General features: G+C 73.4%; 15 protein-coding genes. 7 read left to right on the top strand and 8 right to left on the bottom strand.

The genetic code is table 11. The annotated features are described in order from the left end of the window. Positions 1-33 precede the first annotated feature (33 nt). The 3 genes from AAW13_RS27135 to AAW13_RS27125 all read right to left on the bottom strand — a co-directional run bounded on the left by AAW13_RS27135 (position 34) and on the right by AAW13_RS27125 (position 3,480). Entirely contained in the window at positions 34-903 is an 870-nt protein-coding gene (locus tag AAW13_RS27135; RefSeq protein WP_046731986.1) for a hypothetical protein, read from the bottom strand. Positions 904-1,036: 133 nt separating this feature from the next. Continuing rightward, positions 1,037-2,563, bottom strand: a complete 1,527-nt coding sequence (locus AAW13_RS27130) for a hypothetical protein (RefSeq protein WP_046731985.1) — start codon at positions 2,561-2,563, stop codon at positions 1,037-1,039. Positions 2,564-2,784: 221 nt separating this feature from the next. Next, on the bottom strand, positions 2,785-3,480 hold the full coding sequence (locus AAW13_RS27125) for a GntR family transcriptional regulator (protein WP_046731984.1): 696 nt from the start codon (positions 3,478-3,480) through the stop codon (positions 2,785-2,787). 150 nt (positions 3,481-3,630) lie between these two features. On the opposite strand from AAW13_RS27125, the gene AAW13_RS27120 reads away from it, so the two are divergent. The 5 genes from AAW13_RS27120 to AAW13_RS27100 all read left to right on the top strand — a co-directional run bounded on the left by AAW13_RS27120 (position 3,631) and on the right by AAW13_RS27100 (position 8,236). Then, positions 3,631-4,950, top strand: a complete 1,320-nt coding sequence (locus AAW13_RS27120; RefSeq protein ID WP_046732009.1) for an MFS transporter — start codon at positions 3,631-3,633, stop codon at positions 4,948-4,950. Beyond that, complete coding sequence (locus tag AAW13_RS27115; protein WP_107483416.1) at positions 4,947-5,786, top strand: putative hydro-lyase; 840 nt, start codon at positions 4,947-4,949, stop codon at positions 5,784-5,786. The genes AAW13_RS27120 and AAW13_RS27115 overlap by 4 nt, the downstream gene beginning before the upstream one ends. 19 nt (positions 5,787-5,805) lie before the next feature. Beyond that, positions 5,806-6,564, top strand: a complete 759-nt coding sequence (locus AAW13_RS27110) for a LamB/YcsF family protein (RefSeq protein WP_046731983.1) — start codon at positions 5,806-5,808, stop codon at positions 6,562-6,564. 188 nt (positions 6,565-6,752) lie between these two features. Further along, on the top strand, positions 6,753-7,370 hold the full coding sequence (gene pxpB, locus AAW13_RS27105) for a 5-oxoprolinase subunit PxpB (protein ID WP_046731982.1): 618 nt from the start codon (positions 6,753-6,755) through the stop codon (positions 7,368-7,370). After that, entirely contained in the window at positions 7,367-8,236 is an 870-nt protein-coding gene (locus tag AAW13_RS27100) for a 5-oxoprolinase subunit C family protein (protein WP_046731981.1), read from the top strand. Before pxpB ends, AAW13_RS27100 begins: the two co-directional genes overlap by 4 nt. 26 nt (positions 8,237-8,262) lie before the next feature. On the opposite strand, the gene AAW13_RS27095 is transcribed toward AAW13_RS27100, so the two are convergent. From AAW13_RS27095 to AAW13_RS27075, 5 genes are all read right to left on the bottom strand, one after another. Further along, the gene (locus AAW13_RS27095) at positions 8,263-9,114 is read right to left on the bottom strand and encodes an SGNH/GDSL hydrolase family protein (RefSeq protein WP_046731980.1); all 852 of its coding nucleotides are present in this window, start codon (positions 9,112-9,114) and stop codon (positions 8,263-8,265) included. Next, positions 9,111-10,361: a glycosyltransferase gene (locus AAW13_RS27090; protein ID WP_079178986.1), complete on the bottom strand. Its 1,251-nt coding sequence runs from the start codon at positions 10,359-10,361 to the stop codon at positions 9,111-9,113. Before AAW13_RS27090 ends, AAW13_RS27095 begins: the two co-directional genes overlap by 4 nt. After that, on the bottom strand, positions 10,358-11,488 hold the full coding sequence (locus AAW13_RS27085; protein ID WP_046731979.1) for a glycosyltransferase family 4 protein: 1,131 nt from the start codon (positions 11,486-11,488) through the stop codon (positions 10,358-10,360). The genes AAW13_RS27090 and AAW13_RS27085 overlap by 4 nt, the downstream gene beginning before the upstream one ends. A 311-nt stretch (positions 11,489-11,799) precedes the next feature. Next, positions 11,800-13,218, bottom strand: coding sequence for a hypothetical protein (locus AAW13_RS27080; protein ID WP_046731978.1), 1,419 nt, complete (start codon positions 13,216-13,218; stop codon positions 11,800-11,802). A 300-nt stretch (positions 13,219-13,518) separates the two neighbouring features. Next, on the bottom strand, positions 13,519-13,911 hold the full coding sequence (locus AAW13_RS27075) for an ankyrin repeat domain-containing protein (RefSeq protein ID WP_046731977.1): 393 nt from the start codon (positions 13,909-13,911) through the stop codon (positions 13,519-13,521). Positions 13,912-14,202: 291 nt separating this feature from the next. Here AAW13_RS27075 and AAW13_RS27070 point away from each other — a divergent pair, with 291 nt between their 5' ends. Both AAW13_RS27070 and AAW13_RS27065 read left to right on the top strand, forming a co-directional pair. Further along, positions 14,203-14,397 carry a hypothetical protein gene (locus AAW13_RS27070; protein WP_046731976.1) on the top strand — a complete coding sequence of 65 codons (195 nt, stop codon included), beginning with the start codon at positions 14,203-14,205 and terminating at the stop codon, positions 14,395-14,397. Positions 14,398-14,434: 37 nt separating this feature from the next. Then, positions 14,435-16,048, top strand: a complete 1,614-nt coding sequence (locus AAW13_RS27065) for an ABC transporter ATP-binding protein (RefSeq protein ID WP_046731975.1) — start codon at positions 14,435-14,437, stop codon at positions 16,046-16,048. The last annotated feature ends 46 nt before the right edge of the window (positions 16,049-16,094 follow it).

Here is a 16,094-nt window from a genome sequence, read left to right as displayed (position 1 = left end):
CTCTCGTAAGACGTGGGAAAGGGTTCTGAGGGCTCAGGAGTGGAACGGCAGCCCGGCGTCGGCGACCAGGTCCAGGTCCTCGGTGTGCTCGGCGGGCATCAGCGTGGCCGTGCCGTCGGTGACCGGGACGACGCCGAGTTCCAGCAGCTCGGCCATGGCGGCGCCGCCGGCCATGTCCCGCACCTGGAGCTGGTAGCGGGCGGTCGTGCGGTAGGTGCCGCCCTGGTCGTCGCCGGTGCGCTGGAGGAAGCCGGAGTCGGTGAGGAAGGCGACCGCCTTGCCGATGATGCCGGTGGTGGAACCGGCCAGCCTGCGGGCGTCCTTGGTGGCGCCGGTCGCGCTGCGTCTGGCCCAGATCCGCCAGGCGGCCTCCAGGCCGGGGGCGTCGGTGGCCGGGTCGGTGTTCTCCCCCAGTTCCTCGGCACGCTCCTCCAGGCGCCGGCAGGCCTGGCGGACGAAGGCGTCGACGCCGTTGACCGTGATCCGCCCGATGTAGCCGTCGTCGGCCAGGTCCTCGGGGCGCGGGAACGCCAGCGCGGCGACGGCGAGATGGGCGAGCCCGTGCAGGAACCGGTCGCCGCCGTCCGCTGACGTACGACGCGCGTAGTCGCCCATGCGAACGGCGAACACCGAGTCCTCGGCGGCGGTCACGGCCATCCCCGCGCGGGGCGACACCTCCAGCACCACCAGCCCGAGCCCGGCGGCCACGGCGTCCGCGAGCCGCGCGAAGGCCGGGTCCTCGCGGTAGCGCCGCAGCAGTTCGGTGTACTCCTGATCACGCGCGGGCTGAAGCTTGGGCTGAAGCCCGAAGGCGACGAGCCGCGCGGCATCGGCGGCATCGGCCGGCGTGACGGCAGCGGGCGCCGCCCCGGCGGACGCCTCAGCCTCGACGTACTCGCTCACGACGACAACTCCTCGAACTCAAGAACAGGGATGTGCTGATGCGTCCCCGAAGGGCGCTGGGGGTACCCCCGGCCGAAGGCTGGGGGAGGAACCGCGCGACCGGCCACGACGGACCCGCACCCGGCACACGACATCACGCGGCCTCGGTCCGGTCGGCGGCCATCCCCACCGCGTCCAGCAGAGCGGTCCCCACGATCAGATCCGCCCCGCCGAACTCGGGATCGTCCAGCTCGGTCCCGTCGTCCACCGCGAACAACAGCTTCTCCTCGCCCTGCCGATACGCGGTTCCGACGGCCGGACTGGCCGCATGCACCGCCAACAAGGCGACCAGATAAGGCAGGTCGGGATCCGACCGCCGGGCCTCCGCCAGCAGCCCCGACAGCCTCCGCGGGGCGTCGGCCGGGAGGTCCAGCAGCTCCATGGCGGCAGCCAGCTGCTCCTCGCTGAACCGGCTGTCGTCCGGCGTGGCGATGAGGTCCGGCTCCGGCATCTCCGCGCCCAGGTGCTCCCGCTCCACGGGCGGTGTGAGCAATATGTCGACGAGGTCGCCCACCCGGACCGACACCGGCGTCCGCAGCCCTGCCCCGCGCGCGAAGAACGCCCCCGTGACCCGGCTCGCCTGCTCCAGCGGCAACGGCAGCAGCGGCGCCAGGAGATGCCCGTACAGGTCCGTACCGGACGTGGTCATGGGCGTCGCGAACGCCTGCCGGTCCTGCTCCGCGCGGAACAGCGGCCCGGCTTCCAGCAGTCGCGACTGCAACTGGGTGTGGCGTCGGATGCAGTCCTTGACGATGTCGACGAGCTCGGCGGCGCGCCGCTTGTTCTCGGCGTCCTCCGTCTCGTCACGGGCCTTGCGGATGTTGGTGAGGATCGCGTTCTCGTGCCGGTACCGGTCGGCGACGTGGTCCAGCGCCTCGGCGATCATGTCGGGCACGGCGTTGAGCCAGTCCACCGCGCGCACGTTGCGCCGGGTGGCCTCCAGGGCACGGCGCAGGGTCTCCGAGTACTGCACGGTCCGGTAGCGGGCCTGCTCCGCGGCGAGCTGGGCGTCGGCGAGCCGGCCGCGGTTGATCAGCACCTCCAGCTTGACCTCGGCGGCGATCTGGGCGCTGGTGACATCCGTGTCGAGGGCGCCGACCAGGACGTTGACCGCTTCGTCGGTGGTGCGGAGGTAGACCGTGCCGCCGGGGCCCGGCACCTCCTCGATCAGCTTGAAGTCGTAGTCCCGGCGGACGTACGAGCCGTCGGGCGCGAAGGTGCCGTACACCGCGCGGAAGCCGCGGTCCACGCTGCCCACGTTGATCAGGTTCTCCAGGACCCAGCGGGCGACCCGCTCGTGCTCGGCGGTGGGACGGTGCGGGGTCTGGGCGGAGATGCGCGGGATGAGCCGGGCGACGATCTGCTCGTGGTCGGCGCCGGTGTCGAAGTCCATGTTCAGCGTGACCAGGTCGATGGCGGAGAGGGCCACCTCGGCCATGCCGTACACCGAGTACTCGCCGGCCAGGTTCGCCTTGCGCGCGTCCAGGTCGTGCAGCGGCGCGGTGCACGCGAGCGCGCGCAGCCGCCGCGCCAGCCCTTCGTCGGCGGCCGGGCCCGGTGCTGGGCGCGGCCCCGCGCTGAGCTGGGGCGGAACGCTGTCCGTCGGTGCAGGCGAAGTCACGGTGCACAGACTAGGTCCTTGGTCTGACAACGACCCAAACGGCGCGGGACGGCTCCGCCGGGAGCGCCGGGCGACTGCGGGTGGTTCGTGGGAGTGCGGGCCGTACGTGGCTGGTCGCGCAGTTCCCCGCGCCTCTCACGGGGCGCCGAGATCACGACGCTGCGATCGCCACGCCGGGATCGCCACGCCGGGATCGCCACGCCGGGATCGCCGCGCCGGGATCACGGGGCGCTGTCGACTCGGCGGCGGTAGACGTCCACCACTCGTTCCAGGGAGTCCGTGAGGTACGTCTCGAGCAGGCGTTCCGCCCCGCACCGGTCGCCGGTCCTGAGCGCCTGGAGGATCTCGCGGTTCCGGGCCAGGTACGGCTCGTGCAGGGCGTGGGGGTCGTCCACCACGTGGAACGCCAGGCGGAGTTCGGCGAAGACACTGCGCATCAGTTCGTCGGTGCGTTCGCTGCCGGCGAGGGCGACGAGTTCCCGGTGGAAGTGGATATTGGCCGTGCCCACCGCTTTCCAGTCATCCGCGGCCGCCGCCGACTGCCCCTCGGTGACCGCCGCGGACAGGGCGTCCAGGACGTACGGCGGCTCGCCGAGGCCGCGCACGACGGCGCACTCCACGAGGACGCGGGTGCGGTAGATGTCCTCGACGTCCTCGACGGTCAGGACCCGCACGAACACGCCCCTGTTGAGCTCGTGGACCAGCAGTCTTTCGTGGGTGAGCAGCCGGAACGCCTCGCGCAGGGTGTTGCGGGACACCCCCAGGGCGCCGCCGATGCCGTCCTCCGACAGGCGGGTGCCCGGCGGGAAGAAGCCGTCGGCGATCCGGCTCCTGAGGATGTCGGAGACCCGTTCGGCGGTGCTGGTCCGCCCGAGGAGGGCGCGGTCGTCGGCCAGTCCCGTCAGCTGCTCTGCCATGCCCGGAATTCAACCGCAGACCCAAGAACGAGACAACGTAGGTATTGAGGGATCGTTGAACAATCCTCTACGGTGCTCATCACGCTCCTCATGGAACGGCTCCGCACTGCTCAGTCCCCGCACCCTCCGTCCCTCATCTGCGAGGTGCCCATGAGCACGACCCCTCCACCGCAGGCCGTGACCTCCGACACATCCCCGGCCAGGGGCGAACGCGCCGCCGAGGACGGCGCGTTCGGCTGGCTGCGCGCCCTTGGCCCGCGTGGCCGACGCGCGTTCGCCGGTGCTTTCGGCGGCTATGCCCTGGATTCGTACGACTACTTCACCCTGCCGCTGAGCATGGTCGCGCTCGCGGCGTACTTCGGTCTGGACAGCGGCCAGACCGGCCTGTTCACCACGGTCACCCTGGTGGTCTCCGCGGTCGGCGGCGCCGTGGCGGGTGTCTTCGCGGACCGGGTCGGCCGGGTCCGGGCACTGATGATCACGGTGATCACCTACGCGGTCTTCACGGTGGCCTGCGGTTTCGCACCCACCTACGAGACCCTGCTGGTGTTCCGCGCGCTCCAGGGCCTCGGTTTCGGCGGCGAGTGGGCGGTCGGCGCGATCCTGGTCGCCGAGTACGCGAGCGCCCGGCACCGGGGCCGCACCCTGGGTGCCGTGCAGAGCTCCTGGGCCGTCGGCTGGGCCCTCGCGGCGATCGTCTACACGCTGGTCTACTCGTTCGTCGGCGACGACATGGCCTGGCGGGTGATGTTCTGGACCGGCGCGCTGCCCGCGCTCCTCGTGGTGTGGCTGCGCCGCCGGGTGCACGACGCCCCGCAGGCGACGGCGGTGCGCGAACAGAACGCGGAGCGCGGCTCGTTCACGGCGATCTTCCGGCCGGGTACCGCCGAGACGCCCGGTCTGCTGCGCACCACGGTCTTCGCGGGTCTGCTGTCCACCGGCGTGCAGGGCGGCTACTACACGCTGGCGACCTGGATCCCGACATACCTCAAGTCCGAACGCGGGCTGTCGGTCGTGGGTACCGGCGGCTACCTGACCTTCCTGATCTCCGGTGCCTTCCTCGGCTACCTGACCGGCGGCCACCTCACCGACCGGCTGGGCAGGCGGCGGAACATCTGGCTGTTCGCGCTGCTGTCGGCGGTCTGCGTGCTGGCGTACGCGAACATCCCCGCCAGCGCCGACACGCTGCTCCTGCTCCTCGGTTTCCCGCTCGGGTTCTGCATGTCGGCGATCTTCAGCGGCTTCGGTTCGTACCTGAGCGAGCTGTACCCGACGGCGGTCCGGGGTACCGGGCAGGGCTTCACGTACAACGCGGGCCGCGCGGTCGGCGCGGTCTTCCCGACCCTGGTGGGCTTCCTGGCCGACAGCTGGGGCGTCGGCGGCGCGCTGGTGTTCGGCGCGGCCGGCTACGGACTCGCCGCCCTGGCGCTGCTCGGGCTGCCGGAGACGCGCGGAAAGGAACTGGCGTGAACCACACGGAACCCGTCCTCGTGACGGAGGACCGCCCTGTCGTCCTGACCGACGGGCACGCGCACGCGTGGCGCCCGGAAACCGCCCGGGCCCGCTTCCGGGAGGGCCTCACGGGCGCCACCGCCGGCGTCGCGGCCGGCCACACGCAGGCCAACCTGATCTCGGTGCCCGCCGACTGGGCGTACGACATGCTGCTGTTCTGCCAGCGCAACCCCAAGCCGTGTCCGGTGCTCGACGTCACCGACGCCGGCGCCACGGGCACCGTGCTCGCCGAGGGCGCGGACCTGCGCACCGACCTGCCGCGCTACCGGGTGTGGCGGGACGGGGAGTTGACCGACGAACCGACGGACGTGACGGCGTACTGGCGGGACGACCTGGTGTCGTTCCTGCTCGGGTGCAGCTTCACGTTCGAGTGGGCACTGGCCGGCGCCGGGGTGCCGATCCGTCATGTCGAGCAGGGCCGGAACGTGCCGATGTACGTGACGAGCCGCCCGTGCCGCCCGGCGGGGCGGTTGCGCGGGCCGATGGTGGTGTCGATGCGCCCGGTGCCGCCACGGCACCTCTCGGCGGCGATCCGGGAGAGCAGTCTGCTCCCTGCGGTGCACGGCTCCCCCGTACACTGCGGCGATCCCTCGGCGCTGGGCATCGCCGATCTCGGCCGGCCCGACTTCGGCGACCCGGTGGACGCCGATCCGGACGACATCCCGGTGTTCTGGGCGTGCGGGGTGACCCCGCAGGCGGCGGTGATGGCCTCGCGGCCGCCGTTCGCGATCACTCACGCGCCCGGTCAGATGTTCATCAGCGACGCCCGCGACGAGCAGTTCCGCGTGGCCTGACAGGAGAGACAGCGGATCCATGACCTCGATCGATCTGAACGCCGACCTCGGTGAGGGGTTCGGCCGCTGGCGGCTCACCGACGACGAGCGGCTGCTGTCCGTCGTCACCAGCGCCAACGTGGCCTGCGGTTTCCATGCCGGGGACGCGGCCACCATGCGGCGGGTGTGCGAGCTGGCGGCCGGGCGCGGGGTGACGATCGGCGCCCAGGTGTCCTACCGGGACCTGGCGGGGTTCGGGCGGCGCGCGATGGACGTGCCGCCCGCCGAGCTGGCGGCCGAGGTGGCCTACCAGATCGGCGCCCTCGAGGTCTTCGCCCGCGCGGCGGGCTCGCGCGTGGCGTACGTGAAACCGCACGGGGCGCTCTACAACAGGGTCGTGCACGACGAGGAGCAGGCCGCCGCGGTGATCGACGGGGTGCGCCTCGCGGACGGCTCGCTGCCCGTCCTGGGGCTGCCCGGCTCCCGGCTGCTGGCGCTGGCCGGGCAGGCGGGGCTGCCGGCCGTCACGGAGGCGTTCGCCGACCGCGCCTACACCGACCAGGGCACGCTCGTGCCGCGCGGGCACGAGGGCGCGGTGGTCAGCGATCCGGAGGTGGTCGTGGAGCGCTCGGTGGAACTGGCGCGCTCCGGGGCGGTCACCGCGCACTCCGGCGCCCGCATCGCCGTACGCGCCCGCTCACTCTGCCTGCACGGCGACACCCCGGGCGCCGTGGAGCTGGCGCACAAGGTGCGCGCACGGCTCACGGAGGCGGGCGTGACCGTGGCGGCCTTCGCATGAGCACACCAGCAGAGACCGGCACCAGAACCGGAACCGGAACCGGAGCCGCGGCCACAGCCACAGCCGGAAACGGAACCGCAGCCGAACCCGGAGCCGAAACCAGAACCGGAGCCGCAGCCGCAGCCGCAGTCGAACCCGGAGCCGCAACCGCAACCGCAGCCGCAACCGCAACCGGAAGCGCCATGCCCATGACCGCCCTCCTCGTGGGCGACGACGCGCTGCTCATCGAGGTCGGCTCCGGCGCGGAAGCGCAGTCCCTGCACGCCGAGTTGGTGCGCCGCCGCGCGGAGGGCTCGCTGACGGTCCGCGAGATCGTGCCGGCCGCCCGCACGGTCCTGCTCGACGGCCTCGACGACCCCGCCCGCCGGGCCGCCGAGCTGACCACCGCCGAGTTCCCCCGCACTCCCCCGCGCGCGCGTGCCGCGATCGAGCTTCCCGTGCGGTACGACGGCCCGGACCTCGCCGACGTCGCCGCCCACTGGGGGGTGTCCGAGCGGGAGGTGGCCCGTATCCACGCGGGCACCGAGTTCACCGTCGCCTTCTGCGGTTTCGCGCCCGGCTTCGGCTATCTGACCGGGCTTCCGGCCCGCTACGACGTGCCGCGCCGGGCCACCCCGCGCACGGCCGTTCCCGCGGGCGCGGTGGCACTGGCCGGGCCGTACACCGGCGTGTACCCGCGCTCGTCGCCGGGCGGCTGGCAGCTGATCGGGACGACGGAGGCGGTGCTGTGGGATCACGCGCGCGTGCCGGCCGCGTTGCTGGCGCCGGGGACGCGGGTGCGGTTCGTGCCGGTGGGGGACGCATGACGGACCGCGCGCTCGTCGTCGTACGGGCCGGGGCGCTGACCACCGTGCAGGACCGGGGGCGGTCCGGGCACGCTCATCTCGGTGTCCCCCGGTCCGGGGCCCTGGACGCGCCCGCCGCGGCCCTCGTCAACCGGCTGGCCGGCAACCCGCCCGAGGCCGCGGTCCTGGAGACCACCCTCAACGGCTGCGCCCTGCGGCCGCGTTCCGCGGTGGTGGTCGCGGTCGCGGGCGCGCCGTGCCCGGTCTGGGTGGGCGGGCGCCCGGCCGCGTGGGGCGCGCCCGTCACGGTGCCGGCCGGCGAACTCCTCGAGGTGGGAGCGGTCGTGTCGGGGGTACGGAGCTATGTGGCCGTCTCCGGGGGGATCGCCGTCGAGCCGGTGCTGGGCAGCCGGGCCACGGACCTGCTCTCCGGGCTCGGTCCCGCCCCGCTGACCGACGGCACGGTGCTCCCGCTGGGCGCTCCGGCGGGCCCGCACGCGCGCGTGGACGTCGCCCCGCAGCCGTCCCCGCCGGCGGAACTGGTGCTGCGGGTGACGCCCGGCCCGCGCGCCGACTGGTTCACACCCGAGGCCTTCCGGGTGTTCACCTCGCGCGCGTACCGGGTGTCGTCGGCGAGCAACCGTATCGGGCTGCGCACCGAAGGCCCCGCCCTGGAGCGGGCCCGGCCCGGTGAACTCCCCAGCGAGGGGATGGTGCTGGGCGCCGTCCAGGTCCCGCCGGACGGCCGCCCGGTGGTGTTCCTGGCCGACCATCCGACCACCGGGGGTTATCCGGTGATCGCGGTGGTCCGCACCGCCGACCTCCCTGCCGCGGCCCAGGCGGCCCCGGGCATCCCGGTCCGCTTCCTGGCCGTGCGCCGTCGCTGAGCCGCTGAGCCGCCCCGGCGCCCTCCTCACGCGGCGTCGGCCGGGCGCTCCGGTGCCTGGAGGGCGGCCAGCGCGGCGGAGACGGCGGCCGACGCGCTCAGGTCCAGGCGGGCGCTGGTGCCCTTGCGTCGGTGTCGCATCTCGTCGAGGGCCAGGCGCAGCAGTTGGGGCAGCAGGTCACGGCAGCGCCTGACCACCCAGGCGGTACCGGCGGTGGCCAGCCAGACCAGGCTCGCCTTCTTGGTCGGCGCCGGGAACTCGGGCTCCGCGGACGGCGCCGTCCCGGTGGCCTTGCCGAGCGGGGCGAGCAGCGCGTGGAAACGGGCGGCCAGCTGCCGGTGGCCACGCTCCCCCGGGTGCAGCCGGTCCGCGCTCCACATGGCGCGGTCGGCCAGCCAGGCCCCCTCGGACGCGTGCAGGTGGACGGCCCCGTACCGGTCGGACAGCGCGTGCACCACTGTGTTCACGGCACGCTGCCGGCGGGCCAGCGGGCGGGCCAGGGCGCCCGGGAGCCCGAGCATCGAACCGGGGTCGGGCAGACAGGCCGTGAGCAGGGTCGCGCCCGACGCGGTGAAGGCCGCGTAGACCTGGTCCAGCCGTTCGGCCACCGCATGGATGTCGAAGGTGCAGCGCAGGGTGTCGTTGACGCCTATGACGACGGCGACGATGTCGGGGCGCAGTTCCAGGGCGACCGGGGTCTGGCGTTCCAGTACGTCCCTGGTCTGTGCCCCGCTGACCGCGAGGTTGGTGAAGTCCACGTCCCGCACGGCGAGTCCGCCGGCCAGCAGCGCGGCCCAGCCGCGCCACCCGTCGCCTGCGGGGTCGCCCACGCCCTCGGTCAGGGAGTCCCCGAGCGCCACGAACCGAACGGTTCTCATGCCACGCCCTCCGGCACGACACGCCGGACGGGTACCGCCGTCCCGCTCTCGTCACGCCGGCACGCCACCGGCGCGTCGTGGGCGTTCAGGAACGCCTCCACGGCCGTCCCCCAGTCGAAGCACTCCGCACGCGCGCGTGCGGCCTCCCGGCGCTCGATGCCGGGGCGCTCCAGGAGCATCTCCACGGCGTCGGCGAACGCCTCCCCGCGGTCGGCGGCGACGGCCCCCGCGGACCCGATGACCTCGGGCAGCGCGGAGGAGGCGCTGGCGACCACGGGCGTCCCGCAGGCCATCGCCTCCAGGGCGGCGAGCCCGAAGGTCTCGGCCGGTCCGGGCGCCAGGCAGACGTCCGCGGACGCCTGGAGCGCGCCCAGGGTGCTCCGGTCGGAGACGTGCCCGAGGAAGGTCACCGGCAGCCTGCGGTCCCGCGCCCGCTGTTCGAGACGTTCCCGCAACGGCCCGTCGCCGGCGACGAGCAGCACCACCCGGCGGCCGCGCCGCACCATCGCCTCCAGGGCGTCGAGCGCGGTGCCGGGCCGCTTCTCCACGGACAGCCGCGAGCACATGACGAGCAGCGTCTCGTCCTCGCGCGCGTAGCGTGCCCGCAGGTCGAGGTCGCGCAGCGAGGGGTGACGGCCGATCAGGTCGACGCCCAGGGGAGCGCGTACGACGTTGCGGGCACCGATCCGGATGAACTCCCGTTCGGCGAACTCGGTGGTGCACACCACGCGCGCGTAGGTGTGCGCCGTACGGAGGTTGAGCGCGTCGGCGGTGCGCCGGGACATGTTCTCGGACATGCCCCAGGTGCGCAGGACCCCGTCGGCGGTCTCGTGGGAGACCATCACGGCGGGGATCCGGGCACGCCGGGCCCAGCGGCCGGTCCAGCGCAGGGTGGTGCGGTCGGACACCTCCAGGCGGTCCGGAGCGAGGTGCTCCAGCAGGGTCTGCACCCGCCGCTTGTCGACGAGGACGCGGTAGCCGCCGGTGCCGGGCAGCAGCGGGCCGGGGAGGGTGATGACCCGGCCCTGCTCCTCGTCCCGGTCCGAGTAGCGCTCGCCGGGCACGATCAGGACCGTGTCGTGGCCGGCGGTCACGAAGCCCTTGCCGAGCTCGCGCAGCGCGGTGCGCAGCCCGCCCGAGGAGGGGGCGACGAAGTTGGCCAGCCGGACGATGCGCAGCGGCGCCTGCGCGCTGGACGGGGAGGCCGACGCGGAGGCCGACGGGGAGGTCGACGCGGAGGTGGTCATGCCGCCACCACCGGCCGGCGCGCCGCGAGCACGTCCTCGTAGTGGCCGATCAGCTGGTCGCCGACCGCGGCCCAGGTGCGGCCCTCGACGGTGGCGCGGGCGGCGGCGCCGAACGCGGTCCGCAGGCGGGCGTCGGCGACGAGAGAGGCGACTGCCTCCCGTACGGCGCCGGCGTCGCGCGGCGGGACCAGGAAGCCGGTGCGGCCGTGGTCGACCAGGTCGATGGGTCCGCCGGCGGCGGGTGCCACCACCGGGACGCCGCTCGCCATGGCCTCCTGCACGGTCTGGCAGAAGGTCTCGAAGGGGCCGGTGTGGGCGAAGACGTCGAACGAGGCGAAGATCCGGGCGAGGTCCTCGCCGGTGCGGCGGCCGAGGAAGACCGCGCCGGGCAGGGCCTCGGTGAGGTGGGCCTGGCTGGGCCCGTCGCCCACGATCACGACCTTGACGCCGTCCAGGCCGCAGACCCCGGAGAGGAGTTCGATCTGCTTCTCGGGGGCGAGCCGGCCGACGTAGCCGACGATGACCTCGCCGTTCGGGGCGATCTCCCGGCGCAGTGCCTCGTCGCGGAACTCGGGGCGGAATCGGACGGTGTCCACGCCCCGCTGCCACAGCTGGATTCTGGGCACCCCGTGTGCCTCCAGGTCGCCGATCGAGGCGGTGGACGGGGCGAGGGTGCGGTCGGCCGCGCCGTGGACGGACCGGATCCGCCGCCAGGCGGCCGCCTCGCCGGCGCCCACGTAGGTGCGGGCATATCCGGCCAGGTCGGTCTGGTAGACGGCGACGGTGGGGACACCGAGCCGGGCGGCGGCGGCCATGCCGCGGACGCCGAGGATGAAGGGGCTGGCCAGGTGCACCACGTCGGGGCGGTGCTCGATCAGCGCGGCGGCGAGCTTGCGGCTGGGGAGAGCCACGCGGACCTGGGGATAGCCCGGGAGCGGAAGGGAGGGGACGTGGACGACAGGGCAGGGCGCGGCGGCCGCGGCAAGCCTGTTTCCGGGGGCGGGGGCCGGAGCGACGACGAGGGGAACGTGACCGCGGTCGACGAGGTGTCGGGCGGTCTGAAGCGCGCAGTGGGCCACGCCGTTCACATCGGGGGGAAAGGATTCGGTCACGATGACGACACGCATACCGGTGTTGTCGCCGCGCTGGACGTGGGCGCGTCAAAGTGGATCTTTCCGGTTGTTAAACGTCCCATGAGCGTTGCTCTGCACACCCGAGCAGTCCAGCCGGTGTCCATGCCCGGCTGATCCGCCGGTCACCGCTCGTTCACCCGTCGGGCGGTCGTACGCGCGTACAACGTGTGAGGTATCCCCCGCGGTTCCCGGAGTGCGGCCGTGTCCCCCGTGGTGCCGTGTCCCCCGTGGTGCCGTGTCACACGGCGGGCGTGTCCCGCGTGAAGCGGTGTCCCCCGTGAAGCCGTGTCCCCCGTGGTGTCGTGTCACACGGCGGGCGTGTCCGGTCCGATGCGGCTGCGTACGGCCGTCTGGACCTCGGCCTCCTCGGCGGGGTCGGCGGCGAGCCGGCGGAGCTGTTCGACGACCCGGGCGTCACCGGTCTCGGCGTGCCGGGCGGCGATCTCGCGGGTGGTCTCCTCGCAGTCCCACAGGCATTCGACGGCGAAGCCGGTGGCGAAGGAGGGGTCGGTGGCGGCCAGCGCGCGGGCGGCGCGGCCGCGGAGGTGGGACGAGGCGGTCTCGCGGTAGACGTGGCGCAGGACGGGAGCGGCACAGGCGATGCCGAGCCGTCCGGTGCCGTCGACGAGCGTCCAGAGGGTCGGCGCGTCGGGGCCTTCGCCGCGTACCGCCTCCCGGAGTGCCGCGAGGACCAGTTCGCTGTCCTGGGCACCGCCCCGGCAGGCGAGCATCCGGCCGGCGGCGGCGCCGAGGGCGTCGGGCCGGCGGGCCCAGCCGCGGGCCCTGTCGACGGCGGCGATGCTGCGCATGCGTTCGAAGGCGTCGACGGCGGCCTCCACCACGGTGGCCGTGCCGTCGTCGACCGCGCCCTCGATCAGGCCGAGCGCGTCACGGTCGTTGCTGTCGGCGAGATAGCGCAACGCGGTGCAGCGGGCTCCGTCGGTGCCGCTCCGGGCGGCCCGGAGGATCTCCGGCCGGTCCTCGGGCCCGGCCACGGCGACCAGACACCGGGCGGCGGGCACATGGAGTGCCGCCCCTCGCTCGATGCCCTGCTGGGCCCACTCGAAGACGGCCTGCACGCTCCACCCCGGACGGGGCCCGGTAGGTCGCATCTGGCGTTGCCAGCGGTCGAAGCAGCCGGTCTCCTGCGCGGCGCGCACCCGCGTGGCGATGGATGCGCGGGGATCGTCGGCCCACAGCCGCCAGGGCCGTGGCTCGAAGGCGTCGCGTACGGCGGCGGCCAGTTCGGCCTCGCCCTCGGCGTCGGTGGCGAACCGGGCGAGCACCGGGGCGGCGAGGGCGCGCAGGCCCGCGTCGTCGTCCCGCAGGGCCAGCTCGTCCAGGGCCCAGGCCCAGTTGGTGCCGCCGGCCGCGTACCTGCGCAGCAGTTCGAGGGCGTCCCGCCTGCCGTAGGAGGCGAGGTGCCCGAGCACGGCCAGCGCGAGGCCGGTGCGGGACTCCTCGGGATCGAGGACGTCCTCGGGGTCGAAGAGGTGCGCCTCGACGGCGTCGAGCTCGCCGTTCAGGTCGAGGTAGAGCCGGGCGTAGTACAGGGAGCGGTTCTCCACCTGCCAGTCGTGGCGTGGGTCGCTCAGCACACAGTGGTTCAGAGCCGCGAGCGCCTCGGCGCGCGGGGCGGTGAGCGCGTGCAGCGTGCCGTCGCCTCGGCCCCGCTGGAGCAGGCCGAGCAGCGTGCCGCTGGGCGCTATGACCGGATCGAACATGGGAAACAGCCTCACATCAAGCGTCGACGCAACCGGAGAACACGCACTACCTGGCCGCGTGACACAACGTCGGAGCGCCCGCCGTCTCTTGCTTGCTGTAGACCATTTCTCTCTGCCTCTCGTCAGTGGCCCATGCGGGCCGATCACGGCCCGCGCGGTGCGGCAACACCTGCCCAGCCATCGCGTCCGTGAATCACGACGTCATGATGACTCGGCACTTCGACCTGCCGCGACCGAAATTTCGGCGGCCCTGTACCGCCTCCCCCGTTTTGTGTCTTTTAGCTGGTCAGAACAGATGGGTCAGTGGGTACCGAACAGTTCCAGAAGGTCCGTCTTGCCGAACATCCGGGCGGTGTCGACGGCCGACGGAGTGCCCACCGCCGGGTCCGCGCCCGCCTCCAGGAGCACTCTGATCACTTCCGCCTCACCTTTGAAGACCGCTCCGGCGAGCGGTGTCTGGCCTCGGTCGTTGACCCGGTCCGCCTCGGCGCCCCGGGCGAGCAGCTCACGCACCGCCTCGGCGTGTCCGTGGTAGGCGGCGAGCATCACGAGGGAGTCGCCGCGGTCGTTGGTGAGGTTGGCCGGAACGCCCGCGTCGAGGTACGCCACGAGCGCCTCGGTCCCGCCCTGCCGGGCCAGATCGAAGATCTTGGTCGCCAGCTCCACGACCTCGGGGTCGGGGGCTTCGCTCATCACCGGGACCGCCTCTCCTGTGTGCTGCGGGGACTTGCGCGGACGGAGGGAGCGTACGGCAACGGACGGGCCGCACGGCCGTACGAGTGATTCGCCAGCGTACTGGCTCAGGGTGCACATGACCGGATCTGTCCGAGGTAAAGATCACGGCAGCCACAGGTCGAGAATGATCCGCCAGCCGGGTGAAATCAACCGAAATTCACCCAATCGCACCTTTAATCATATGGATACCTGCTGTGATGCTGGAAGAACTCATGGTGACTGTCCCCCTTCGACACCAGGAGATCTCACATGATCCTCTCCATCTCAGGCGTCATCGTGCTCGGCATCATCGTCTTCCTCTTCTTCCGCAAGGACGGACTGAAGCCGTCGCACGCCACGGTCTCGGCGCTCTTCGGGTTCTATCTCGCGAGCACGGCCATCGCGCCGAGCATCAAGGCGGGCGGCGAGAGCCTCGCGAGCCTGCTCGGCGGCATCAAGTTCTGACGCTCCTCCCGCCCGTACGCACCACCAGGAGACAGCAGTGGCCCGGCGCCCCCTCCCCCGCATCCTGAGCAACGGCACCGCGCAGCTCGCCCGAAGCCGGGAGCTGGCCCGGACGGCTGCCGACAACGCCACCGACGTCCTCCACCCGCTCATCACCGTCACCCGCGGACTGGGCAGGCTGGCCTCGGCCGGACGGCAGAGATGGGCGCAGACCCCCAAGGACAAACGCGGGCCACTGCTCTTCCTGGTGGCCTCGGTCGTCCTGGTCGTGGCGCTGGTGCCGTACGGACCGCTGCTCGCCGTCATCACCCTGATGGCGGCGAGCGCCTGGCAGGGCCGTGACCGCACCCCGCCCCCGCCGGAGGGCCCCGACGAGTCGCAGACCCAGCGGCTCCAGTCCCTGTACGAGGCCCTGGTGCCGTACTTCTCGGCCGCCGAGGACCCGGCGCCGCTGTACGCGCACGGCGGGGAGTGGGAGAAGGCCTTCCTCGCCCACGAGTTCGACGACACGGGCCGGATCGGCCAACTGGTGCTCCGCTACCCCGCCTACTTCCCGGACGGCGAGCCCGCGGCCCGCGCGGGGATCGAGCATCTGCTCACCGCGAAGTCCGGGCGGGGCCGCGAGTACCACTTCGCGTGGGACGAGGAGGCCAACCAGCTCACGGTGACCGTCCTCGCCCCGCTGCCCACCGACATCGCGGCCCAGCGCTTCGTCACCGCGCCGGGCGAGACGGTCCTCGGCTTCACCGACCCCACCGAGGTCCTGCGCACCCTCCCGCTCGCGTACGGCGAGGAGCAGCGCGACGTGCCGCCGGTCGTCTGGCGCACCGGCGCCCGTTCCACCGAACCCCACCTGCTGGTCGTGGGCCGCCCCGGCAGCGGCACCTCGACGCTGCTGCGCTCCGTCGCCCTGCAAGCCCTCCAGTACGGAGACGTGCTCGTCGTGGAGGGCGGCGGCGCCGGCGAGTACGCCTGCCTGGGCGGCCGGGACGGGGTCCTCGCCGTGGAGTGCGGCCTGACCGGGGCGCTGGCCGCCCTGGAGTGGGCCGCGCACGAGACGGAACGGCGGCTCATCGCCCTCAACCTGGCCCGGCAGGGAGGCCACCCGGCGCCGGAGGACTGCAAACGTCCGCTGTGGATCCTGCTGGACCGCCCGAGCGCCTTCGTCCACCTGGCCTCGACCGACGGGCACCAGGACCCGCAGTCCCTCCTCCAGGTCCCCCTCCGGCACGGCCGCGCGGCGAACGTCACCGTGGCGGTCGCCGAACACCTCGACGCCTCGGACGCGCTGAACGAGGCGGTACGACAGCACACCCGCGCGCGTGTCGTCCTCGGACCGGCGCTGCCGGACGAGCTCGTGGCGGTGCTGGGGGCGCCGCCGCACACGACCCCGCTGACCCATGTGCCGCCGGGCCGGGGTTACGCCCGGCTGGGGCACGGTCCGGTGCTGCGCCTCCAGGTACCGGCGACACCGGACCCGTACGACGACGCGACGAGCGACGCGGACCGGGAGGCGGTGCTGAACCTGCTGCCGCCCCTGAACGCGCCCGCCCAAGCGGTCCCGGTGGAAGCGGTGCCCGCGGACGCGGTACCGGCGGAAGCTGTGCCCGCGGACGCGGTACCGGCGGAGGCCGCCGTCGCCGAGGGCTGACGTACCGGCCCTGGCGACACACCCGCGGCCAGGTCCCTACGCCACA

Source organism: Streptomyces humi (genome assembly GCF_001005085.2).
In the GTDB taxonomy this organism is placed as follows: Bacteria; Actinomycetota; Actinomycetes; order Streptomycetales; family Streptomycetaceae; genus Streptomyces; species Streptomyces humi.
The sequence above is the reverse complement of the archived record's forward strand: the minus strand, read 5'-3'. Positions and strand labels throughout refer to the sequence as shown.